The sequence below is a fragment of the Pseudomonas plecoglossicida NBRC 103162 = DSM 15088 genome (genome assembly GCF_000730665.1).
In the GTDB taxonomy this organism is placed as follows: Bacteria; Pseudomonadota; Gammaproteobacteria; order Pseudomonadales; family Pseudomonadaceae; genus Aquipseudomonas; species Aquipseudomonas plecoglossicida.
In genome coordinates this window covers 45542-68091 of the sequence record NZ_BBIV01000014.1, presented here as the reverse complement: position 1 = coordinate 68091, position 22550 = coordinate 45542, and the positions used below count along the sequence as shown (strand labels likewise).

The window sequence follows — 22550 nt, the reverse complement described above, 5'->3', positions numbered from 1 at the left end:
GGGGGAGCCGGCTTGCCGGCGACAGGGGTTCAATGATTGGCGATGGATTCGTCCTGGGACAGGATGGCCCTGGCGATTTCTTCGTCATTGGCCTGCAGGCCAGGATGGTCCCTGCGCACTTGTTCAAGCGCCGACTCCACATAGGCGCCACGTATCACCCCGTCACTGGCGACGAAGGCAGAGAGTTCGTCACGGGCCGGAATGATCCGTTTGTCGTCCTTGAAGGTTGAGTACAGCGAAGCGGAGACCCCGGCGGAGGTAGCGACGTCTTCCGCATCGACGTCAGCCAGGGCAGCTCCGGCAGGCAGCAGGAGCAGCAGCGCAGGGGCGAGGATTAGGTGGCGCATGTCGTGTTCTCCAATAGCGTGAAGCCGAAGGAAATTACCACTCACTGTTAAGAGGACCGGACAATCGCGGGAGTTCAATCGGCGGCAGACAAGCAGCGTCGGTCATCCCTGACAGAGCCAACCTATCAACCCGCAATAGCCACTCTATTAGAAGTCTGCCCAAGCTCGACTAGTCTTGACCGTGGCCCCGCGGATCGCGCGCGCGGGCGGCGTTCCGGCACCTGGTGCAAACCGCGCCGCCACGCCGCGCAAGCTTCGCGAGCCCTGTGTCGGAACGTGACCGACCAGACCTGATGAGGGGTAGGCATGAGCCCATGTGCTCGGCTGGAAAGAACACCTGGCATAGACCGGAAATCTGGATAACCGACCCAAAGGTAATAGCAGATGTCGAACGAATCGAAATGCCCGTTCCATCAAACCGCAGGTGGCGGCACCACCAACCGTGACTGGTGGCCTGACCAGCTCAACCTGAGGATTCTCCACCAGCACTCCGCCAAGTCCAGTCCCGACCCGGACTTCGATTACGCCAAGGCATTCAAGAGCCTCGATTTCCAGGCCTTGAAGCGTGATCTTACGGCCTTGATGACCGATTCCCAGGACTGGTGGCCGGCCGACTTCGGCCACTACGGCCCGCTGTTCATCCGCATGGCCTGGCACAGCGCCGGCACCTACCGCATCGGTGACGGCCGAGGGGGGGCAGGTTCGGGCCAGCAGCGCTTCGCTCCGCTCAACAGCTGGCCCGACAACGTCAGTCTGGACAAGGCCCGGCGCCTGCTGTGGCCGATCAAGCAGAAGTACGGCAACAAGATCTCCTGGGCCGACCTGATCGTGCTCACCGGCAACGTCGCTCTGGAATCCATGGGCTTCAAGACCTTCGGCTTCTCGGGCGGTCGCGCCGACGTCTGGGAGCCGGACGAAGACGTGTACTGGGGCTCGGAAAAGGTCTGGCTGGGTGGTGATACCCGCTATGGCAAGGAGCAGCTCAAGGCCCAACCGCCCGGGCAGGGTGACCTGGTGGCCGAGCCCGCCAAGCATGGCGAGGAACAGAATCGCAACCTGCAGGCCGAGCGCAACCTGGAAAACCCGTTGGCTGCCGTGCAGATGGGGCTGATCTACGTCAACCCGGAAGGCCCGGAAGGTGAGCCCGACCCCGTGAAGTCTGGCATAGACATCCGCGAGACCTTCGGGCGCATGGCCATGAACGACGAAGAGACCGTGGCCTTGATTGCCGGTGGCCACGCCTTCGGCAAGACCCACGGCGCAGGCCCCGCCGACAACGTCGGCCCCGAGCCGGAAGCCGCAGGCCTGGAGCAGCAGGGCTTGGGCTGGGCCAACAAGTTCGGTACTGGCAAGGGTGGCGACACCATCACCAGCGGCCTGGAAGTGACCTGGACCTCGACGCCGACGCGCTGGAGCAACGAGTACCTCAACAACCTGTTCAACTTCGAATGGGAGCTGACCAAGAGCCCGGCTGGCGCCAACCAGTGGCGACCGAAGGAGGGTAAGGGCGCAGGCACCGTGCCGGATGCCCATGATCCGGGCAAGAAGCATGCGCCGTCCATGCTCTCTTCCGACCTGGCGCTGCGTTTCGACCCGATCTACGAGCCGATCGCCCGGCGCTTCAAGGACAACCCCGACCAGCTGGCAGATGCCTTTGCCCGCGCCTGGTACAAGCTGATCCACCGCGACATGGGCCCGTTGGCGCGTTACCTCGGGCCGGAGATGCCCAACGAGGAGCTGCTCTGGCAAGACCCGCTGCCCAAGGCCGACCAGGCGGCGCCGGGTGAGCAGGACATCGCTGCACTCAAGAGCAAGATCCTCGCCTCGGGCCTGAGCGTTGGCGAGCTGGTCTCCACGGCCTGGGCTGCCGCCTCGACCTTCCGCGGCTCCGACAAGCGCGGCGGCGCCAATGGCGCCCGCCTGCGCCTGGCACCCCAGAACGGCTGGGCTGCCAACCAGGGCACCGACAAGGTGCTGGCGGCGCTGGAGAAAATCCGCGCCGAGTCCGGCAACAAGGTCTCCCTGGCCGACCTGATCGTGCTGGGCGGTACCGCCGCGGTGGAAAAGGCCGCCAAGGATGCCGGCTACAGTGGCAGTGTGAGGTTCCGCCCAGGCCGCGTCGATGCCTCCCAGGCGCAGACCGACGTCGAGTCGTTCGCCGTGCTGGAACCGCTGGCCGATGGCTTCCGCAACTTCAGCAAGGCCCGCTACAGCGTCAAGGCCGAGAAGCTGCTGCTGGACAAGGCCCAGTTGCTGACCCTGACCGCGCCGGAGCTGACCGTGTTGATCGGTGGGCTGCGGGTGCTGGGCGCCAACCATGGTGGCAGCAAGCTCGGCGTGTTCACCGACAAGCCGGGCACCTTGAGCAACGACTTCTTCCGCAACCTGCTGGACATGGGCGTGGAGTGGAAGCCGACCTCGGCCGACAACGAGGCCTTCGAGGGTCGCGACCGCAAGACCGGGCAGGTGAAGTGGAGCGGCAGCCGCGTTGACCTGGTGTTCGGCTCGCATGCCCAGTTGCGGGCATTGAGCGAGGTGTATGGCAGCAGCGATGGCAAGGACAAGTTTGTCAGGGACTTCGTGGCGGCCTGGGAGAAGGTCATGGAGCTGGACCGGTTTGATCTGAAGTAACAGGGGCTGCTTTGCGGCCCGATCGCCGGCAAGCCGGCTCCCACAGGTAGACCACAGCGCTTGAGCATTGTGGGGCCCCTGTGGGAGCCGGCTTGCCGGCGATCGGGCCGATACGGCCCTTCAGTGCAACGAAGCCTGCCGCCGCTCCCCCAGCGGTGACAAGCCGAAGAACCGGCTGTAACTCTTGGAAAAGCGCGCCGGCGAGCTGAGCCCGCAGGCCAGCGCCACCTCGCGTACCTGCACATTGCTGCGCAGCAGCAACTCCCGTGCCCGCGACAGGCGCAGCTCCAGGTAGTACTGGCTGGGCGTGCGCTGCAGGTACTTGTGGAACAGGCGCTCCAGCTGGCGCACGGTCACTTCGTTTAGGCTGGCCAGTTCTTCCAGCCCCAGCGGCTCCTCCAGGTTCGCCTCCATGATCGCCACCACCTGGCTCAACAGGGGTTGGGCACTGCCCAGCAAGGTGCGCAGTGGTACGCGCTGGCGCTCGCGCTCGCCGCGCACGCGGTCGCACAGCAGCAGTTCGGCCGCCTTGGCGGCAATTTCCTGGCCGCCTTTCTCCCGCGCCACCAGTTGCAGCATCATGTCCATGGCCGCTACGCCGCCGGAACAGGTGTAGCGGTCACGGTCCAGTTCGAACAGCTGGCTGGAGATGACGATGCCGGGGAAGTGCTCCTGCAAGGCCTGGATGTCTTCCCAATGGATGGTGCAGCGGTAGCCTTTGAGCAGGTCGGCCTTGGCCAACAGGTAGCTGCCGGTGCAGATTCCGCCCAGCGGCACCTGCTGGCGGGCCAGTTGGCGCAGCCAGTCAGTCAGCGGCCGATTGCCGCGGCCGCGGTCGATCGGGTTGGCACCCACCACGAACAACGCATCCAGCGGTGGGGTGTCGGCGATGCTGTGATCGGGCAGGATGCGCATGCCGTTGCTGGCCATCACCGGCGCGGGTTCGGCGGCGATCAGCACGCTGCGGTACAGGGTGCGGCGGGCGGCCAGGTTGGCCATGCGCAGGGTTTCCACCGCTGAGGCCAGGCCGATGGTGGTGAAGTTGGGCAGGACCAGAAAACCGAAGGTCCTGGTGCGCGAAGGGGTTAGGATGGCAGGAGCGGGGTGGACCATTGCGATCTTCCTGTGCAAGCTGAGGCATAGTTCGTCAGGGGCAGTGGGAAAAACAGGCCTCGCACGTTTCTTGTTGTTATGGGTCGTTGCCGGGTGATCTTACACCCCGCACGCAGCGACCAGGAATGGACCTGATTGCAGACAGAAGGTGACCTACGTGAACCCCGATTCCATGCTGGCGGCGCTGCCAGGTTTCGCCATCGCCGCAGACGCGATCCAGGTGCTGCCCGACGCCGCCACTTACCGCGCCTGCCTGCTCGAACGGATTGCCGCCGCGACCCGGCGCATCGTCATCGTCGCGCTGTACCTGCAGGAGGACGAGGCCGGGCAGGAGGTGCTCGATGCCCTGTATCAGGCCAAGGCCGTCCGGCCGAACCTGGAGATCGTCATCGTGGTCGACTGGTTCCGTGCTCGCCGTGGCCTGCTGGGGGCCGGGCGGCAGCCGGGCAATGCCGCCTGGTACCAGGCCCAGCGCCAGTTGCGCGGGCTGGATGTGGTGATCCATGGGGTGCCGGTGCAAACCCGCGAACTGTTCGGCGTGCTGCACCTCAAGGGCAGCATCATCGACGACTGCGTGATCTACACCGGGGCGAGTCTGAACAACGTCTACCTGCACCGTTTCGACCGCTATCGCCTGGACCGCTACCACCTGTTCCAGTCGGCGCCCCTGGCCGATGCCATGGTCGACCTGGTCAAGCGCCTGCTGCACCACACCGCCACGCCGCGCCTGGACCTGCCGGCGCCGCAGATGCGCAACCTGCGTGGCGATATCCGCCGCCTGCGTGCGCGGCTGCGGCGCATGGCCTATGACGCGCCGGCGGCCGCGTCGGGGCCGGGGCTGCGGGTGGTGCCACTGCTCGGCGTCGGCCGAGGCAACCCGCTCAACCGTGCGCTGTGCGCGCTGCTGGCCGCGGCCCGCACGCAGATGATCATCAGCACGCCGTACTTCAACCCGCCGCGGGTGGTGATGCGCGAGCTGGACCACGCCCTGGACCGCGGCGTGCAGGTCGAACTGATCGTCGGCGATCGTACCGCCAACGACTTCTACATCGCCCCGGGCGAGCCGTTCAGTGCCAGCGGCGCGTTGCCGTACCTGTACGAAGACAACCTGCGCGCCTTCGCCCGGCGTCGCCACGCCGCCATCGCCAGTGGTCAGCTGGTGATACGGATCTGGAACGACCCGGGCCATACCTTCCATGCCAAGGGGGTGTGGGTCGACCAACGTTATTCGCTGCTGACCGGCAACAACCTCAACCCACGCGGCTTCAACCTGGACCTGGAAAACGGCCTGTTGATCGATGACCCCCTGGGGCAGTGGCTGGCGCCTCGGGAAGCGGAGCTGGAGGGCATTCGCCGGCATGCACCGAAGATCGGCTCGGCGCAAGATCTGGGTGTCAAGGCGGAGCATCCCAAGGAAGTGCGCAAGTTCCTCCGTCGCCTGCATTACAGCCGTCTGGAACCGTTGATCAAGCGGGTGCTCTGAGGCGTGAAGGGCTCTCTGAAAAGTCATGGCGAACGGCTACAATCTGGCGTTTTCCACGTTAACCAGATAGGCCAATTCCTTCATGGCGCTCGATCCACCCACGATGCTGACCATCTCGATAGCCCTGGCCGCGGCCGCTGCCCTGTACCTGGCGATCGAATGGCGCAGCGTCCGTGAACCTTCGTTATTGTTCTGGAGCGCAGGGTTCGCCACCATCACGGTCGGCTCGACCCTGGCGCTGTTGCGCGGCATCGGCCTGTTGCTGATTGGCATCTGGTTCGCCAATGGCTTGCTGGTGCTGGCCCACGGGTTCTTCTTGTGGGGCGTGTTGCGCTTTACCCAGGCTCGGGTGTCCCGGGGCTGGCTGCTGATCGTGCTGGTGTGGTTCGCCTTGCTGCTGTTACCGGTGGGGCCGCAGTGGTCCAAGGTCATGCTGATGGTCAACTCACTGCTGGTGGCCTTGCTCACGCTCAAGGCCAGCTTCCTGCTGCGGCCCCACGGCAAGTCATTGAGCGTGGGCGCGGTGCAGCTGCGCTACGTGCTGCTCATCCACGGCCTGTTCTATGTGGCCAAGGCCGTCATCGCAGTCACCCCAGGCACGCTGATCGACCTGGCGACCTTCGGTGGCCTGATCATCCAGATTTCACTGGTCGAGGGGGCGATGGCGATCATGCTGATCGCGTTGTCGATGACCGGTACCGTGCGCTATCGCCGCGAGGAGCGGATCGCGCGGCTGGCCGCGCGTGATCCGCTGACCGCGTTGTACAACCGCCGTGCCCTGGAAGTGCGGGCCACGCACCTGTTCAAGGAGGTGAGCCCGGCGCGCCCAGGCGCGCTGTTGCTGATCGACATCGACAACTTCAAGCTGGTCAACGACCTGCATGGCCATGCAGCCGGCGACCGTTTGCTGGTGACGCTTAGCGAGATGATCCGTGGCGTGCTGCCGGAGCGCGCGCTGGCGGCGCGTCTGGGTGGCGACGAGTTCGTCATCCTGCTGAGGAATGCCAGCAGCGAACAGGTGGTGGAGCTGGGCGGGCTGTTGCGTACGCAGTTCCAGCATTTTGCCGAGCAGGCCATGCCGACGCCTCAGGCGGTGACGCTGAGTATCGGCGCCAATCTGTTCGACCAGCCGCCGGCGAGCCTGGCGGCGTTGATCGAGCAGGGGGATGTGGCGTTGTATCAGTCCAAGCGGGGTGGGCGGGACAGTATTCGGCTGATTGACCGGACCGTGGTGAGCACGGTCAGGTAACGGGCTGCAAGGCAGCCCCAGGGATGTCAGGTCACAACCTGATAGCAAGGCACATAGGCCGCACCACCCGGCAACTTCATCCGATGCTGGTCGACAAACGCCTGCAACAGGCGCCCCAACGGCTCCAGCACCGCACTGTCACCGCGAATCTGGTACGGCCCGTGCTCTTCGATCAGGCGGATGCCCTTGTCCTTGACGTTGCCCGCGACGATCCCGGAAAACGCCCGGCGCAGGTTGGCCGCCAGTTCGTGTGCCGGCAATTCGCGGCGCAGGCCCAGTTCGGCCATGTTGGCGTGGGTCGGGTCGAACGGGCGCTGGAAGCCTTCGTCGATCTTCAGCAGCCAGTTGAAGTGGAAGGCGTCGTTGCGCTCGCGGCGGAACTGCTTGACGTCCTTGAGCCCCTCGACCATGTGCCGTGCCACTTCGGCCGGGTCATCGATGATGATCTGGTAATGCCGCTGGGCAGCTTCGCCGAGGGTGGCGCCGACGAAGGCATGCAACTGCATCAGGAACGGCTCGGCACTGCGCGGCCCGGTGAGCACGACCGGGAAGGGCAGGTCCTGGTTGTCCGGGTGCATGAGGATGCCGAGCAGGTAGAGGAATTCCTCGGCGGTACCGGCGCCACCGGGGAAGATGATGATGCCATGGCCGACACGGACGAAGGCTTCAAGGCGCTTCTCGATGTCCGGCAGGATCACCAGTTCGTTGACGATCGGGTTCGGCGCCTCGGCGGCGATGATGCCCGGCTCGGTGAGGCCCAGGTAGCGGCTGCCGTGCATGCGCTGCTTGGCGTGGGCGATGGTCGCGCCTTTCATCGGGCCCTTCATGACGCCCGGGCCGCAGCCGGTGCAGACGTCCAGCTTGCGCAGGCCCAGTTCGTGGCCGACCTTCTTGGTGTACTGGTATTCCTCGCTGCTGATCGAGTGGCCGCCCCAGCACACCACCATCTTCGGCTCCACGCCCGGGCGCAGGGTACGGGCGTTGCGCAGCAGGTGGAAGACGTAGTCGGTGATGCCCTGGGAGCTTTCCAGGTCAATGCGCTGGCTGGCCAGCTCGCTTTCGGTATAGACGATGTCGCGCAGGGCGCTGAACAGCATTTCACGGGTGCTGGCGATCATTTCGCCATCGACGAAGGCGTCGGCCGGAGCGTTCAGCAGCTCCAGGCGAACGCCCCGGTCTTGTTGGTGAATGCGCACCTCGAAGTCCTTGTAGGCTTCGAGGATGGTCTTGGCATTGTCGACATGGGCGCCGGTGTTGAGGATGGCAAGGGCGCACTGGCGGAACAGGGTGTAGAGACTACCGGTACCGACTTCGCTCAGTTGCTGGACTTCACGTTGCGACAGCGTCTCCAGGCTGCCTTTGGGGCTGACGGATGCATTGATGACATGGCGTTGGGGCATCTAAGTCTTTCCTGTGCAGGTAAAACATCCTTCTCTGCCACCACCTTATGTCATGCGAAGAGCTTTTGCACACCCAGCGTAATCGCCAGCCCGCCACCGAGCAGCCAGAGGTTGAGGATCGCCCCGGTGGCCAGCGCGCGTGGCCCGGCCTGGCGGATCTGGCTGTAGCGGGTTTCCATGCCCAAGGCGGTCATGGCCATGGTCAGGGCGAAGGTGTCGAGGCTGTTGATCACGCCGGTCACGTTGCCCGGCAGGATCTGCAGCGAATTCACCAGCACCAGGCCGAGGAAGCCGAAGGCGAACCAGGGCAGGGCGATACGGCCTTTGCCGTGTGCGTGGTGGGCCTGGCGAGAACGGTTGATCCACAGGCCCACGATCAGCAGCACAGGCACCAGCAGCATCACCCGGGTCATCTTGACGATGGTGGCGATGTGCGTGGCCTCGGGGCTGATGTTGCTGGCCGCGCCCACCACCTGGGCGACTTCGTGAACGGTGCCGCCGAGGAACAGGCCGGCGCTGACGGTATCCAGCGGTATCCAGCCGGCATTGATCGCCACGGGGAAGATGAACATCGACAGGGTGCCGAACAGCACCACGCTGCCTACGGCCATGGCGCTCTTGTGCGGCGCGCTGCGCAGCGCCGATTCGAAGGCCAGCACCGCGGCAGCGCCGCAGATGGCACTGCCGGCGGCGGTCAGCAGCGCGGTGTCGCGGTCCAGCTTGAACAGTTTCATGCCAACCCACAGGCCGATCAGCAGGGTACTGACCACCACCAGCAGCGAGACCGTCAGGCCCGACCAGCCGACCTCGGCGATTTCCTGCAGACTCACCCGCAGGCCGAAGAAGGCCACGGCGATGCGCAGCAGTTTGCGTGCGGAAAAGTTGATGCCCGCCGCCCAGCTGGCCGGCACGCCATCGCGCAGGGCGTTACCGTACAGGGCGCCGGCGACGATGCCGACGATCAGTGGGCTGATGCCCAGATTGGCGATGGCAGGTACTGACGCCAGTTGCGTGACGGCAATGGCGAACAGCGCGACGAACAGGATGCCATTGAGCTGCCCCCGGGTGGAGAGGGTGGGCGCAAAAGCGGGATTGGACGGAACCGTGGCCATGTGAGTCCTCCGGGACATTTTTTGACATGGCTTACGTTAATCCGGTTATAAGCTTATAAAAAATCGTAATTTAGAATGGCAAGTATCCGTTTAGCTGATATTTTTTAATCATGACCCCAGAACAGCTGATAACGTTTGCCACCGTTGCCGAACACGGCAACATCAGCCATGCGGCCCAGGCCCTGCATCTTTCCCAGCCGGCTGTCTCCGGTCAGCTCAAGCTGCTTCAGGAAGCGTTCGGCGAGCCGCTGTACCAGCGTGCCGGCCGTGGCGTGCGGCTGACGGCTGCCGGCGAGCAGTTGCTGGCCCATGCCGAGCGCCTGCGCGAGACCTTCCGCCAGGCCCAGGCGCTGCGCGAAGCCATGCGCGGGCTGGAGCGCGGCACCTTGCGCATCGGCGCCAGCACCACGCCGGCCAGCTACCTGCTGCCGTATTTGCTCGCCGACTTCCATGCGCGCTACCCGGATGTGCTGGTGACCACCACACACGGCAATACGGCGGAGATCGTCGCCGAGCTGGGCAGTGTCGATATCGCCCTGATCGAAGGTCCGCCCGGGCAGGAGCTGCCCCTGGGGACCGGGGTGACGCTTTGGCGAGAGGATGAGATCGTGGCCGTGGTGCCCAACGGCCACCCACTGGCCGATGCCCAGCAGCACACCCTGGAAGCGCTTGGCGAATACCCGTTGGTGCTGCGTGAAAGCGGCTCCGGGGTCAGGCAGATCGTCGAACGAGCCTTTGCCCGCAGCGGTGTGGCGATGCGCGTGGCGCTGGAGATTGCCGGGGTAGAGGGGGTGAAGGAGGCCGTGCGGGCAGGGATGGGCATCGGCTTCGTGTCGGCGATGTCGATCCGCCACGAAGATGGCGCGTTGCAGCAGGTGCGAATTGCACCGCAGCCGCTGGTGCGCAGGTTTTCGATCTTGCTGCCGCATGCTGCCACACCGTCTCGGGTGGCAGCACGGTTCATGGAGTTGTGCCTGGCGCCGTCTTACCTCGTTTGACGGTGATGGCTGGTGTTTATCTGTGGGAGCCGGCTTGCCGGCGATAGGGCCCTGCAGGCAAAGCGACTTATGCAGCAGCCAGCTTGGCGCTCATCTGCCGACGACGATAGGCGCTGTCACGGCTGGCCAACCACCAGTACAGCGGCGAGGTGATCACCAGCCCCACCAGCCAAGACAGGTCGGCACCGTTGATGTGCTCGGAAATCGGCCCGACGTACAGCGGCGTGTTCATGAACGGGATCTGCACCACGATGCCCACGGCGTAGGCGAGCAGTGCCTGCGGGTTGTAGCGCCCGTAGATGCCGCCATCGACCTTGAAGATCGACTGGATGTCGTAGTCGCCTTTGTGGATCACATAGAAGTCGATCAGGTTGATCGCCGTCCACGGCACCAGCACCACCAGCAGCACCAGCACCATGTCGACGAAGTGGCCGATGAAGTCTGCCGAGGCGAACACCGCCACCACGCAGCAGGCCGCCAGCACGATCAGCGACAGCACCGCACGGCTCTTGGCGGTGGGGATCCAGCGGTAGGCGAAGGTCTGGATCAGGGTAATGATCGACAGCACCGCGCCATACAGGTTGAGGGCGTTGTGGCTGATCACGCTGAGCAGGAACAGCACCAGCATGATCGGGCCGAGCGTGCCGGTGGCCAGCTTGACCGCGTCCATGGTGTCCATGCCGGCAGGAATGGCCAGTACCGCTACCGCGCCAAAGATGAACGACAGGCTCGAACCCAGGGCCGAGCCCAGGTAGGTGGTCCAGAAGGTCGACGAGACTTTCACGTCGGCCGGCAGGTAGCGCGAGTAGTCCGACACATAGGGGGCGAAGGCGATCTGCCACAGCGCCGCCAGCGACACGGTGGCCAGCCAGCCGGCCAGGTTGAAGCCGCCACGGGTCAGGAAGTCGTCGCTTTGCACGTGGGTGAAGATGTAGCCGAAGCCGACCACGATGCCGATGCCCAGCACCCAGGTGCCGATGCGGTTGAGCACGTGGATGAAGCGGTAGCCGATGATGCCGATGATCCCCGAGCCCAGCGCACCGACGACGATGCCGACCGGCACCGGTACCGAATCGACCACGCCGTGCAGCGATTTACCGGCCAGCACGATGTTGGAGGCGAAGAAGCCGATGTACATCACCCCGGCGATCACCACCACCAGCAATGCACCGAGCGAGCCGAACTGGGCGCGGCTCTGGATCATCTGTGGGATGCCCATCTGCGGGCCCTGGGCCGAGTGCAGCGCCATCAGCACACCGCCGACCAGGTGGCCGACCAGGATGGCGACGATGCCCCACACCAGGCTCAGGTGAAACAGCTGCACGCCCAGCGCGCCGGTGACGATGGGCAGCGGTGCAATGTTGCCGCCGAACCACAGTGTGAACAGATCCCTTACCTTTCCATGGCGGTCTTGCGGGGGCACGTAGCCGATCGTGTGTTTTTCTATCAGGGGTGCCGAGTTGGCTGCACTGGTCATGACTGACTCCAAGGCAAGGTTGGGCATCGGGTGTTGCCCGGGTACGTGCCGGCGAAGGGCGACGCGTTCTTGTTGGAGCGATGATGCGGGGTGCGGGGGGAAGGAGAAATTAGTAAATATGTGCCCATAAACGTTAAAAAAGCTAAGGCTGACAAAAGGTTAAGGGATGAGTGGTAGCAACAAGCGGGCCACCGGGCTGGAAGGGCCGGGTTTGGCGGGTTGGGGAGGGGGTTAACTCAAGCGGGTGTGTCGGGTTGGTGCAAGATGCTCGTTTGCAGTGCAGGTGAATGGGGGGCCAGTAGAGGCAACCTGTCTACATCGGCAGCATCCGGTCCTGAATGACCTCTTTCATCACCAGCGTCGAGCTCAAGCGCTTCACATTGGGAATGCTGGTCAACTGCTCGTCATACAGCTTCTGAAACGCCGGCAGGTCCTTGGCCACCACATGCAGCAGGTAGTCCGGGTCGCCAAACAGCCGCTGCGCTTCGACGATCTGCGGGATCTCGCCCACCGCCGCCTCGAAATCCGCCACCGGCTGACGCGTCACTTCGCGCAGGGTGACGAACACCAGCGCGGCAAAATTCAGCCCCAGCGCGCTCGGTGCCAGGCGAGCGTGGTAGCCGAGGATGGCACCGCTTTCTTCGAGGGCCTTGAGCCGTCGATGACAGGGCGACAGGCTCACGCCCACGCGGTCGGCCAGTTCAGTTACCGAGAGGCGGCCGTCCTTTTGTAGTTCGGCAAGAATCTTGCGATCAGTGCGGTCCATTGGGAAGAATCTTCCAGTAAGAAGCGGTAGCGAGGGAATATACGAAAGAAAATCCTCCAGCGAAATCTTTAGGCTTTCTTCATCCGCAAATCATGTGAAGGAAGACTGCAAGTGGCAATCAGTGTGCTGACGGCGTTCTGGGCCGTGTCGTTGCTGTTCGTGATTACCCCCGGTGCCGACTGGGCCTATGCCATCTCCGCCGGCATGCGTGGGCGCTGGGTGATGCCGGCGGTGGCCGGCATGCTCTCCGGGCATTTTCTGGCGACCCTGGTGGTGGCGGCGGGGGTGGGCAGCCTGTTGGCCGGGCACCCGTTGGCATTGACGCTGCTTACGCTGGCTGGCTCCGTCTACCTGCTGTGGCTGGGAAGCAACCTGCTGCTCAAGCCCGCGGTGCCCGAGGTGGGGCAGGGTGACGCTGAAGAATCCGGCTCGCGCTGGGCGTTCAAGGGCTTTTGCGTGAGCGGGCTCAACCCCAAGGTGTTCCTGCTGATCCTGGCTCTGCTGCCGCAGTTCACCGATCCGCAGTCGAGTTGGCCGGTGCCGATGCAGATCCTGCTGCTGGGGTTGGTGCACCTGTTCAGTTCGCTGGTGATCTACTCGCTGGTGGGGTATGGCGCCAAGGCGGTGCTGAGCACCCGGCCGGGGGCGGCCAAGATGGTGGGCAGGGTGTCGGGGCTTGCGATGATTCTGGTGGCCATGGGGTTGATCGTCGGGCAGCTGGGTTGAGGCTGCCGGCGATAGGACCGGTACGGACCGTTGATCGGCCGGTAAAATCCTTGGGAACGAACCGGCCCGCGCACACCTCTCATCCTCAGATGGATGGCAATGTGCCCGGGACTTCCCAGACATGAAAGTGCTTCAGCAACACGATCCCCTTACCACGCCACCGCACTTCCTGCTCAATGGTGGTGCCATCGGCAACCTGCTGCAGTCGATGGACTGGAGCGATTCGCCACTCGGCCCGCTTCAGGGCTGGTCGCCCCACTTGCAGGCCGTGATGGCCACGTTGCTGCCGGCCCAAGCGCAATTCGTGCTGTTCTGGGGGGCTGCCTACACCGCGCTCTACAACGACGCCTATGCACCGACCATCGGCACCAAGCACCCCCAGGCGCTGGGGCGGCCGGGCGAGGAAAACTGGCGTGAACTGTGGGACGATCTCGAACCTCTGTTGCGCAGCGTGCGTGAAACCGGTCAGACCTTCTCGGCCAAGGATCGCCCCTTCTACATGGAGCGTCGCGGGCTGGGCGAAACCGTCTACTTCGACGTCTCCTATTCCGCCGTGCGAGAGGCCGACGGCAGTGTCGGCGGGGTGCTGTGCCTGGTCACCGAGACCACCGAACGGGTACGTTTCCAACAGCGCCAGGCATTTTTGCTCGAATTGAACCGGACCTTGCCTGGGCTGGGCGAGGCGGAACGCATCGAGGCCTATGTCGTGAGTCGCCTCGCCGAGCAACTGGGGGCACAGCAGGTGTGCTTCGGCGAAGACCAAGGCGACGGCGAACGTTTCAAGGTTGCCCAGGACTGGGCTGATGGCATGCCATCGATGGTCGGTCAGCACAGCTATGCAACGTACGGCGCGTCGTTGCGCGAGCAGCTGGCAGCAGGCCAGGTGGTGCAGCAGGCCTATGAAAGCGCAGCGACGCCTGTGGGCGGTCTGTGCGCCAGCCTGCATGTGCCGGTCCTGCGCGGCGGTCGCCTGGAGGCGATGCTCGGCGTGCACTTTCGCAATCCGCGTCACTGCTTCGAAGACGAATGCCAGCTGGTGGAAGACGCTGCCAAGCAAGCTTGGGCAGCGATAATCCATGCCCGTGCCGAGCGCGCCCTGCACCTGCTCAACGAAAGCCTCGAAGAGCGCGTCGCGGCGGTGTTGGCAGAGCGCGAGGCGGCGATGCTGCAACTGCACGAAGCGCACAAGCTGGAAATGATCGGGCAACTGACCGGTGGCATCGCCCATGACTTGAACAACATGCTCACGCCGATCATCGCCTCTTTCGAACTGATGCGCCGGCACCCACACTCCGAACGTGCTCCGCGCCTGATCGATGGTGGCCTGCAGGCTGCCGAGCGGGCGCGCAACCTGGTCGGGCGCCTGCTCAGTTTCGCCCGTCGCCAGACCCTCAAGCCGCAAGCTGTGTCGCTGGCCGTGCTGGTGGAGGAGATGCACGAACTCATGGCCCGCTCGCTGGGGCCGACCATCGCCGTGCGGGTGCAGATCGATCCGACGCTGCCCGCAGTGGTGGTCGATCCGCATCAACTGGAGCTGGCCCTGCTCAACCTGGTGGTCAATGCCCGCGATGCCATGGTCGACGGCGGCGCGCTCAGCATCGCCGCCGGTCTCATGGTCGATGGGCCGCCGAAGCCCACAGGGCTGGTCACCGGTGCGCTGGTCTGGCTGCAGGTGCGCGACAGTGGTTGCGGCATGAGCGAGGAGCAGTTGCGGCGTTGCATCGAGCCGTTCTATTCCACCAAAGGCGTGGGCAAGGGCACTGGCCTTGGGCTACCGATGGTACAAGGACTGGCGGTGCAATCAGGTGGCGGCTTCACGATTCGATCGCAGCAGGGGGAGGGGACCGAAGCCACGTTGTGGCTGCCAATCAGCGGCATCGCGGCGATTGAGCGTGACAGCGAAATGGTCGATGTGCCACTGGCCGAACGTGCGAGCCGGGTGTTGCTGGTGGATGACGAGGAAATCGTGCGCCATGCCACGGCCTTGCAATTGCGCGACCTGGGTTATGACGTGACCGAAGCCGCCAGTGCGGCGGCAGCCTTGCAGTTGGTGGAGCAAGGTTGGCTGCCGGATGTGCTTGTGACCGACCATGTCATGGCTGATATGACTGGCGTGCGTTTTGCCCAGCAACTGCGCGAGCGTCAGGCCGATCTGCCGGTGTTGATCATCACCGGCTACGCCAACCTGACACCCAGGGAACTCAAGGGCTTCGAGGTGTTGCGCAAGCCGTATCGACGTGCCGAACTGGCGCAGAGTGTGGCAAGGCTGCTGAACAGGCACTAGCGGATCGAAATTAACGGAAGCCTGCCACAGTCCATTTGGTTTCTTCGAGCAGCCGACGGTTGTTGGCCGTTCGCGCATCCCCCATCGGAACGCCATCCATGAGACGTTCCGGATCCGACCAGAAGGGTACTCGGACACTGTTGGCCGCTTCCACGGTAGCCATCACCGTACGCCATCCGGGTTCGTTCTCTGGTTCATGAATGAAGCCGTGTCCATGGACAAATGGGCCGTCGTCGTCATCGAAGTACTCATGGGACGCCCCTTGCAAATGGGCGATCTCGTGGGCGGTGGTAAAGCGCCAGACCCCGACGCATTTCAGGTTGACGTAGGCGAAGGCAGTGTCTGCAGTGGCCGGCCTTGCCGAAGCACGACCACAGGCTTCCATGATGGTATCGACGAGTAGCACCACGACATCTGCCTTGAGTTCGTCTCGCATCTGGTGCACATCGTCCATGAATCCATCGGCAGGTGCCACAAGCCTTCTCAGGTCGATGTCGGGGCTGCTGCTGTGCTGCTCGTAGTCCAGTTGCCTGAAGGCGGCGAGTTCCAGGGACATGTCGATGCCGCTGTTGAGGTAAGTCTGGTTCGACTCTTCGATGGCCAGATGCGCCAACGCCTGCAAATCCTCATGAGCTTCACCCGCGTTCTTGGTCCCGACGATCAGTACACGGACAGTCGCATGGCCAGGCTCGTGGGGCTGAGGCTTGCGTGTGGCCTGGCTTGCCGAGGCCATCGGCGCGTCGTCAGACGCGTGATCCGGTGGCAGTTTCGCACCATCCACTTGCTCCAGCACATAGCCGTCGCTGGCGGGGAGCAGACGGAACACCTGGCCATTCCAGCGCAGTGAGCCGGAGACTTGGCCGTTCGAGAGGACGAGCACTATGCCGTTCATTGCAGCTGCCAGCATACCTGCGGTGGGGGCCGCCTGGCCCGCTTCGCTCAGTGAGCCGTACCATACCAGCGTGCCGTCATCCCGGCTGAAAGCTTGCGATCTGTGCGCAGTCAGGCTGTATTGATCAGCCAGGTTCAGTTCGAGCTTTTCGGTACTTTGCGTCAATGCGTCGACGGCGACCTTGGCTGACCACTGTTTGGAGATCCAGGCCGCTTGCGGGCCTGCTTTGCCCTGGCCTGTCGAAAGGAAATCGGTACTGGTCGTACGGGCCATCCAGAACAGCGCTGCAATGGCCAACAGCCCAGCCCCAATTGTCAGCTTGCGCATTTCTTCCATCTCCCTCACCACGTGAAGGCACGACCTGCCAAAAGCCGGTCATCTGCCCAAGATGAGGGAACGGTATCAGTCGAACCCGGGCCGCGAACCTGGCAAAAATATCAGGTTGGCAGAGCCGGTGATGGCTCAGCGAATGAAATGCACCTTGCCGGTATCGTCGTTGCCCATGTAGATCCCGTACACCCCAGCCTGGCGCTCGAGGATGTAGCGTTCGAGGATCTGCCGGATCGCCGGGTAATAGATTTCGTCCCAGGGGATCTCGTGCGGTTCGAAGAACTTGTAGGCCAGTGTCTCCGGCCCGTACTGCCCGGTTTCTTCGATGGCGATGGCGCGGAAGATGATGTAGACCTCGGAGATTGTAGGCACGCTGAAGATCGAGTACGGCGAGACGATTTCGCCGCGCACGCCGCTTTCTTCCCACACCTCGCGCAAAGCCGCCTGCTCGGTGGTTTCGCCAGCCTCCATGAACCCGGCGGGCAAGGTCCAGGTGCCTGGGCGCGGCGGGATCGCGCGCTGACACAACAGGTACTTGCCATCGCGCTCGATGATGCAGCCGGCGATGATCTTCGGGTTGACGTAGTGGATGTAGCCGCAGCCGGTGCAGTGCAGGCGCTCGTGGGTGTCGCCGGTGGGAACGCCCCGGGCCAGTTCCGTGGTGCAGTGCGGACAGTAGCGCGGGGCGGTGGGCATGGTCAGCGGCCTATGCGAGGTTCTTTGAGAACCAGGGGCTCGACGATGTCGCGCACCTTGGTGTTGTCGTCCTGCTTCTGGCGCAGGTAGTCCAGGGCCACCTTGGCGGCGGCACGGACGTGATCGACCGAGGCCTGGTGGGCGGCCAGCGGGTCGCCGCCCTTGATCGCCTCGACGATCTTCTCCATTTCACGGTTGCTGGCGCCGCGGCGGTTCTCTTGCGACACCGAGGTGGCGCGCAGGTAGCTGATACGGGCCTGCAGCTGGCGCAGCTGCTGCGCCGCGACCTGGTTGCCGGAGCCTTCCAGGAGCACGTCGTAGAAGCCTTGCACCGAGTCCAGCACCTGTTGCAGCTCGCCTTCCTCGAGCGCCTCGCGGTTGACCTCCAGTGCCCGTTCCAGGGCGCGGATGTCCTTGGCCTTGGCGTTGAGGGTGAACAGCTGCACGATCAGGCCTTCGAGCACGCAGCGCAGCTCGTAGATGTCGCGGGCATCTTCCAGGGTGATGATGGCCACGCGCGGGCCCTTGGCGTCGGCGAACTCCACCAGCCCTTCGGATTCCAGGTGGCGCAGGGCTTCGCGCACCGAAGTGCGGCTGACCCCGAGGCGGTCGCAGAGGTCGCGCTCGACCAGGCGGTCGCCCGGGAGCAGGTGGAAATTCATGATCGCTCCACGCAGCTTGTCGAGCACGATTTCGCGCAGGGTTACGGGGTTGCGGTTGACCTTGAAGCTGTCGTCGAGTGGCTGGCGTTTCATCAGGTGCGCTCTTTATGAGGCTGTTGCGCCAACATCACGGAACACCCCGAACCGAGGCATTCCTTGCAGTGGTTCGAACAGCCCGTTGTTAACGGGTTGACTCCGCATCGGTTTCGGCGAACGCTTCACGGGCCAGGCGGAAACTGTCCACCGCCGCGGGCACGCCGCAATAAATGCCGACCTGGAGCAGGATCTCGCGAATCTGTTCACGACTCAGGCCATTACGCAATGCACCGCGGATATGCAGCTTGAGCTCGTGGGGCCGGTTGAGCGCGGAAATCATGGCCAAGTTTATCATGCTGCGCTCTTTGAGCGACAAGCCTTCGCGACCCCAGACATGGCCCCAGCAGTACTCGGTGACCAGTTCCTGCAGGGGCTTGGTGAAGTCGTCGGCGTTCTGGATGGAACGGTTGACGTAGTCCTCGCCCAGCACTTGGGTGCGGATCGCGAGGCCTTTGTCGTACTTTTCGTTGCTCATTGCTTCGCTCCGAATGAAAACAGGGGCCGCAACCGAGGGTGAGAGGGTAGCGCGGCCCCTAAAAAGGGGGGGACGGGGCCGCTTCGCGGCCCAATCGCTGGCAAGCCAGCTCCCACAAGACCTGTAGGAGCCGGCTTGCCGGCGATTGGGCTGCAAGGCAGCCCCCAAGGGCTCAACCCAGCGGCGGCAGGGCGCCCAGCTTGCCCTTGTGATAGACCATCGGCGTCACCGGATCGGCCGGCAGCACCAGGTTGGTCACCGCGCCGACGATGATCGCGTGATCACCGCCGTCGTACTCGCGCCACAGTTCGCACTCGATGATCGCCGTGGCCTTGGCCAGCAACGGGTTGCCCAGCTCGCTCAGGTGCCAGTCGATGCCCTTGGCCTTGTCCTTGCCCTTGCCCTTGCCCGCGAAGGCATAGGCCTCGGCGGTCTGGTCGGCGGACAGCAGGTGGATGGCGAACTGCTTGCTGTCGCGCAGGATCGGGTAGGTGTCGGAGGCGTAGTTGGGGCAGAACAGCACCAGCGCCGGCTCGATCGACAGCGCGCTGAACGCGCTGGCGGTGATGCCGACGATGCCGCCGTCGGCATCCAGGGTGGTGACCACCGTGACACCGGACGGGAACGAGCCCATCACGTCTTTGTAGATGCCTGGTTCGATCATCTCGTGCTACCTCTCAACGCATCACAAACGGATCGGGCATCGGCGCGGTGGACAGGTTGATCCACACGGTCTTCAGCTCGGTATAGGCCAGCACCGAATCGATGCCGCTTTCACGGCCGTAGCCGCTGTTCTTGAACCCGCCGATCGGCGCCATGGCAGACACCGCGCGGTAGGTGTTGACCCAGATGATCCCCGAACGCACGTCGCGGGCCAGGCGGTGGGCACGGCCCAGGTCGCGGGTCCAGATACCGGCCGCGAGGCCGAACTGCGAGTCGTTGGCCATCGCCAGGGCTTGTTCCTCGGTCTTGAAGCGGATCACCGCTGCGACCGGGCCGAACACTTCTTCCTGCATGATGGTCATCGAGTTGCTGTCGCATTCGAACAGGGTCGGCTCGTAGAACCAGCCGTCACCCTCGACCTCGGCGCGCTTGCCACCCAGGTGCAGCTTGGCGCCTTCGGCCTTGGCAGCAGCCACCAGGCCTTCGACCACGGCCAGTTGCTGGGCGGTGGCCATCGGGCCCATTTCGCTGGCGTCGTCCTGCGGGTTGCCGATGCGGATGCGCTTGGCGCGCTCGATCAGGCGGGCAACGAACTCATCGAAGATCTCGTCCTGCACCAGCAGGCGCGAGCCGGCCACGCAGCTCTGGCCCGAGGCGGCATAGATGCCGGCGACGGCGCCGTTGATGGCGCTGTCCAGGTCGGCGTCGGCGAAGATGATGTTCGGCGACTTGCCGCCCAGTTCCAGCGACAGCTTGGCGAAGTTCTCGGCGCTGCTGCGCACCACGTGGCGGGCGGTGGCGGCGCCGCCGGTGAAGGCGATCTTGCGCACCAGCGGGTGGCGGGTCAGCGCAGCGCCGGTGCTTGGACCGTAGCCGGTGACGACGTTGACCACGCCTGCCGGGAAGCCGGCCTCATGGGCCAGGCGGGCCAGCTCGAGGATGGTCGCCGAGGCATGCTCGGACGGCTTGAGCACGATGGTATTGCCTGCAGCCAAGGCCGGCGCCAGCTTGATCGCCGTCAGGTACAGCGGGCTGTTCCACGGAATGATCCCGGCCACCACGCCGATCGGTTCGTGCACGGTGTAGGCGAACAGATCCGGCTTGTCCAGCGGCAGGGTGCCGCCTTCGAGCTTGTCGGCAAGGCCCGCGGTGTAGTGGAAGAATTCCGGCAGGTAGCCGACCTGGCCGCGGGTCTCGCGGATCAGCTTGCCGTTGTCGCGGCTTTCCAGCTGGGCCAGGTGTTCCTTGTTCTCGGCGATCAGGTCACCCAGGCGACGCAGCAGCTTGCCGCGTGCGGTGGCGGTGATGCTGCGCCATGCCGGGCTTTCGAAGGCGCGCTGGGCAGCCTGCACGGCCAGCTCGACATCGGCTTCGTCGGCGTCGGGCAGTTGCGCCCAGGCTTGCGCGGTGGCCGGGTTGAGGCTGTCGAAGGTCTTGCCGCTCTGGGCATCGAGCCATTGGCCGTCGATGCACATCTGGAAACGAACGAGGGTCATGCAACAATCCCCTTGGCGGATTCGGTGAGGGTGCGGGCTTGGCTGAGGAAGTCCAGGAGCATCTTGTTGACTTCCCGCGGCGCTTCTACCGGCATCATATGTCGTTGTTCGGCGAGGACCACGCTTTGCGCGCCGGGAATGCTGGCGGCGAGCTGGCGGGTCATGGCCGGGGTAGAGCCTGCGTCGAGTTCGCCAGTGGCGATCAGCGTCGGCACCTGGATGCTGGCCAAGTCGCCTGCGCGGTACATGTCCTGGGTGGCGAACAGTGAGTAGGTGGTGTGGTAGCCCTGCGGGTCGTTGCTCGCCAGGACCTGGCGGATCGCGGCGACCTGCGCCGGGTTGGCAGCCTTGTATTCACGGCTGAACCAGCGGTCGAGCGCCGCATCGACGTTGGCGTCGGGGCCAAGCTCTGCGGCTTGCGCGGCGCGGGCAATGACACCGGCGCTCTGCTCCGGCGAGCGGTTGTACACGCTGTTGAGCACCACCAGCGCGGACAGGCGCTGCGGGTATTCCAGGGCGAAGGCGCGGGCCACCAGGCCACCCATGGAGAAGCCGATGACCGTGGCCTGGGCAATCTGCAGATGGTCGAGCAGCTCGGCGAGCTGGGCGGCGTAGCGGTCCAGGCCGCTGTCGGCGGGGGGCAGGGCGCTCTGGCCGTGGCCGAGCATGTCGTAGGCGATGACGCGGTAGTCGTTGGCCAGGCCGACGAACTGCCCGCCCCACATTTCTTTGTTCAGGCCTACGCCGTGGATCAGCACCACGGGTTGGCCCTGGCCCTGGACCAGGTAACTGGTGCCGGCCGGTGTACGTTCAGCGACAGGCTGAATCATGGAGGGCGCTCCTTGAAGGTCGGGCGTGGCGCTTGCACGCAACGCCCCGGCCCGTCTGGTTTGTTGTTATTGAGCGTTGGCTTTTTCGGCCGCCAGTTCTTCCAGGTCGATGTAGCGGTTGCCGATGCGCGGGTGCAGGCGGCCGCCGTCGGCAGCACCCAGGACCACGACGATCTCGTCGGCACGCGGGGCGTCTTCGATCTGCATTTCCAGGGTGATGTAGTGCGAGCGCAGGCCTTCGTCGTCCTTCTGCATCATCGGAATCTGGATCGAGGTGCCCGGGCCGCCGCGCTTGTTGGTGAAGCTCAGGTAGCTCTTGGCCTGCACGGCTTCGCGGTAGTGGTTGCCGAAGCGCAGGGTGTGGATCACGGCCGAGGCGTGCTCGATTTCACCGTCCGCGCCGACCACGGCGGCCTTGCCATAGGCTTCGATCTTGTCGGCACCGCCGATGGCGGCGGTCAGGCGCTCGACCATCAGTGCACCCAGCTCGGAGCAGTTGGCGCGGATTTCCGGCTTGAGGTCTTCGACGAAACCGCGACCGGCCCATGGGTTCTTGATCACGACGGCCAGGCCGACCATGGTCACCGGCTTGTCGGTGGCCTTGCCGCCTTCGATGCGGGTCTCTTCGGAGTAGGTGACGATCTTGCGGATTTCGAAACTCATGGGGGGCTCCTGGTGAGGGTTATCAGCTCTTGTTGTCTGATGGTATACCATAATATTTGTTGTGCAAGAGGAGGGATGAAATTTCTCTTGGGAGGGGGACGAAAGGTGGGGGTGCATGCCTAGAGAGGTGTGGTGTTGCGAAGATCGAGCGCCACAACCAT

The 22550-nt window shown here is 64.3% G+C and carries 20 protein-coding genes; 6 read left to right on the top strand and 14 right to left on the bottom strand.

What is annotated here, in order from left to right:
* Positions 1-29: 29 nt before the first annotated feature.
* Positions 30-347 (bottom strand): DUF2388 domain-containing protein, encoded by a 318-nt coding sequence (locus tag PPL01S_RS10680; protein WP_016393625.1) that lies wholly within the window; start codon positions 345-347, stop codon positions 30-32.
* A gap of 384 nt (positions 348-731) precedes the next feature.
* Here PPL01S_RS10680 and katG point away from each other — a divergent pair, with 384 nt between their 5' ends.
* Positions 732-2978: a catalase/peroxidase HPI gene (katG, locus tag PPL01S_RS10675; RefSeq protein WP_028624968.1), complete on the top strand. Its 2247-nt coding sequence runs from the start codon at positions 732-734 to the stop codon at positions 2976-2978.
* A 120-nt stretch (positions 2979-3098) separates the two neighbouring features.
* Here katG and cahR read toward each other — a convergent pair whose 3' ends face one another.
* A complete protein-coding gene (gene cahR, locus PPL01S_RS10670; RefSeq protein ID WP_016393628.1) occupies positions 3099-4091 on the bottom strand; it encodes a transcriptional regulator CahA in 993 nt (330 codons plus the stop codon).
* A 157-nt stretch (positions 4092-4248) separates the two neighbouring features.
* Between cahR and pssA the strand changes: the two genes are divergently transcribed.
* Entirely contained in the window at positions 4249-5574 is a 1326-nt protein-coding gene (pssA, locus tag PPL01S_RS10665; RefSeq protein WP_028624966.1) for a CDP-diacylglycerol--serine O-phosphatidyltransferase, read from the top strand.
* Positions 5575-5656: 82 nt separating this feature from the next.
* Complete coding sequence (locus tag PPL01S_RS10660; protein ID WP_033743026.1) at positions 5657-6823, top strand: GGDEF domain-containing protein; 1167 nt, start codon at positions 5657-5659, stop codon at positions 6821-6823.
* 26 nt (positions 6824-6849) lie between these two features.
* Here the strand turns inward: PPL01S_RS10660 and ppnN are convergent, their stop codons facing one another.
* Both ppnN and PPL01S_RS10650 read right to left on the bottom strand, forming a co-directional pair.
* Positions 6850-8223, bottom strand: coding sequence for a nucleotide 5'-monophosphate nucleosidase PpnN (ppnN, locus tag PPL01S_RS10655; protein ID WP_028624964.1), 1374 nt, complete (start codon positions 8221-8223; stop codon positions 6850-6852).
* A gap of 50 nt (positions 8224-8273) precedes the next feature.
* Positions 8274-9335, bottom strand: coding sequence for a YeiH family protein (locus PPL01S_RS10650; RefSeq protein WP_028624963.1), 1062 nt, complete (start codon positions 9333-9335; stop codon positions 8274-8276).
* Positions 9336-9445: 110 nt separating this feature from the next.
* Here PPL01S_RS10650 and PPL01S_RS10645 point away from each other — a divergent pair, with 110 nt between their 5' ends.
* Positions 9446-10333, top strand: a complete 888-nt coding sequence (locus tag PPL01S_RS10645; protein WP_028624962.1) for a LysR family transcriptional regulator — start codon at positions 9446-9448, stop codon at positions 10331-10333.
* Positions 10334-10400: 67 nt separating this feature from the next.
* Here PPL01S_RS10645 and PPL01S_RS10640 read toward each other — a convergent pair whose 3' ends face one another.
* Both PPL01S_RS10640 and PPL01S_RS10635 read right to left on the bottom strand, forming a co-directional pair.
* Positions 10401-11810: a purine-cytosine permease family protein gene (locus PPL01S_RS10640; protein ID WP_028624961.1), complete on the bottom strand. Its 1410-nt coding sequence runs from the start codon at positions 11808-11810 to the stop codon at positions 10401-10403.
* Between the two features lie 313 nt (positions 11811-12123).
* Positions 12124-12576, bottom strand: coding sequence for an Lrp/AsnC family transcriptional regulator (locus PPL01S_RS10635; protein WP_028624960.1), 453 nt, complete (start codon positions 12574-12576; stop codon positions 12124-12126).
* A gap of 111 nt (positions 12577-12687) precedes the next feature.
* Between PPL01S_RS10635 and PPL01S_RS10630 the strand changes: the two genes are divergently transcribed.
* Together PPL01S_RS10630 and PPL01S_RS10625 are read left to right on the top strand one after the other, a co-directional pair.
* Positions 12688-13302, top strand: coding sequence for a LysE family translocator (locus PPL01S_RS10630; protein ID WP_016393637.1), 615 nt, complete (start codon positions 12688-12690; stop codon positions 13300-13302).
* 121 nt (positions 13303-13423) lie between these two features.
* Positions 13424-15586 carry a response regulator gene (locus PPL01S_RS10625; protein WP_042155866.1) on the top strand — a complete coding sequence of 721 codons (2163 nt, stop codon included), beginning with the start codon at positions 13424-13426 and terminating at the stop codon, positions 15584-15586.
* A gap of 10 nt (positions 15587-15596) precedes the next feature.
* Here PPL01S_RS10625 and PPL01S_RS10620 read toward each other — a convergent pair whose 3' ends face one another.
* The 8 genes from PPL01S_RS10620 to PPL01S_RS10585 all read right to left on the bottom strand — a co-directional run bounded on the left by PPL01S_RS10620 (position 15597) and on the right by PPL01S_RS10585 (position 22389).
* On the bottom strand, positions 15597-16814 hold the full coding sequence (locus PPL01S_RS10620) for a M12 family metallo-peptidase (protein WP_028624958.1): 1218 nt from the start codon (positions 16812-16814) through the stop codon (positions 15597-15599).
* Between the two features lie 126 nt (positions 16815-16940).
* On the bottom strand, positions 16941-17504 hold the full coding sequence (locus PPL01S_RS10615) for an NUDIX hydrolase (RefSeq protein ID WP_028624957.1): 564 nt from the start codon (positions 17502-17504) through the stop codon (positions 16941-16943).
* A gap of 2 nt (positions 17505-17506) precedes the next feature.
* Entirely contained in the window at positions 17507-18259 is a 753-nt protein-coding gene (locus tag PPL01S_RS10610) for a GntR family transcriptional regulator (RefSeq protein ID WP_016393641.1), read from the bottom strand.
* An 88-nt stretch (positions 18260-18347) separates the two neighbouring features.
* The gene (locus PPL01S_RS10605) at positions 18348-18737 is read right to left on the bottom strand and encodes a carboxymuconolactone decarboxylase family protein (RefSeq protein WP_028624956.1); all 390 of its coding nucleotides are present in this window, start codon (positions 18735-18737) and stop codon (positions 18348-18350) included.
* A gap of 172 nt (positions 18738-18909) precedes the next feature.
* Positions 18910-19401, bottom strand: a complete 492-nt coding sequence (locus PPL01S_RS10600) for a flavin reductase family protein (protein ID WP_028624955.1) — start codon at positions 19399-19401, stop codon at positions 18910-18912.
* 13 nt (positions 19402-19414) lie between these two features.
* Complete coding sequence (locus tag PPL01S_RS10595) at positions 19415-20896, bottom strand: aldehyde dehydrogenase (RefSeq protein ID WP_016393644.1); 1482 nt, start codon at positions 20894-20896, stop codon at positions 19415-19417.
* Positions 20893-21726, bottom strand: a complete 834-nt coding sequence (locus PPL01S_RS10590) for an alpha/beta fold hydrolase (protein WP_016393645.1) — start codon at positions 21724-21726, stop codon at positions 20893-20895. Before PPL01S_RS10590 ends, PPL01S_RS10595 begins: the two co-directional genes overlap by 4 nt.
* A 66-nt stretch (positions 21727-21792) precedes the next feature.
* Positions 21793-22389: an amino acid synthesis family protein gene (locus PPL01S_RS10585; RefSeq protein ID WP_003256068.1), complete on the bottom strand. Its 597-nt coding sequence runs from the start codon at positions 22387-22389 to the stop codon at positions 21793-21795.
* Positions 22390-22550 lie beyond the last annotated feature (161 nt).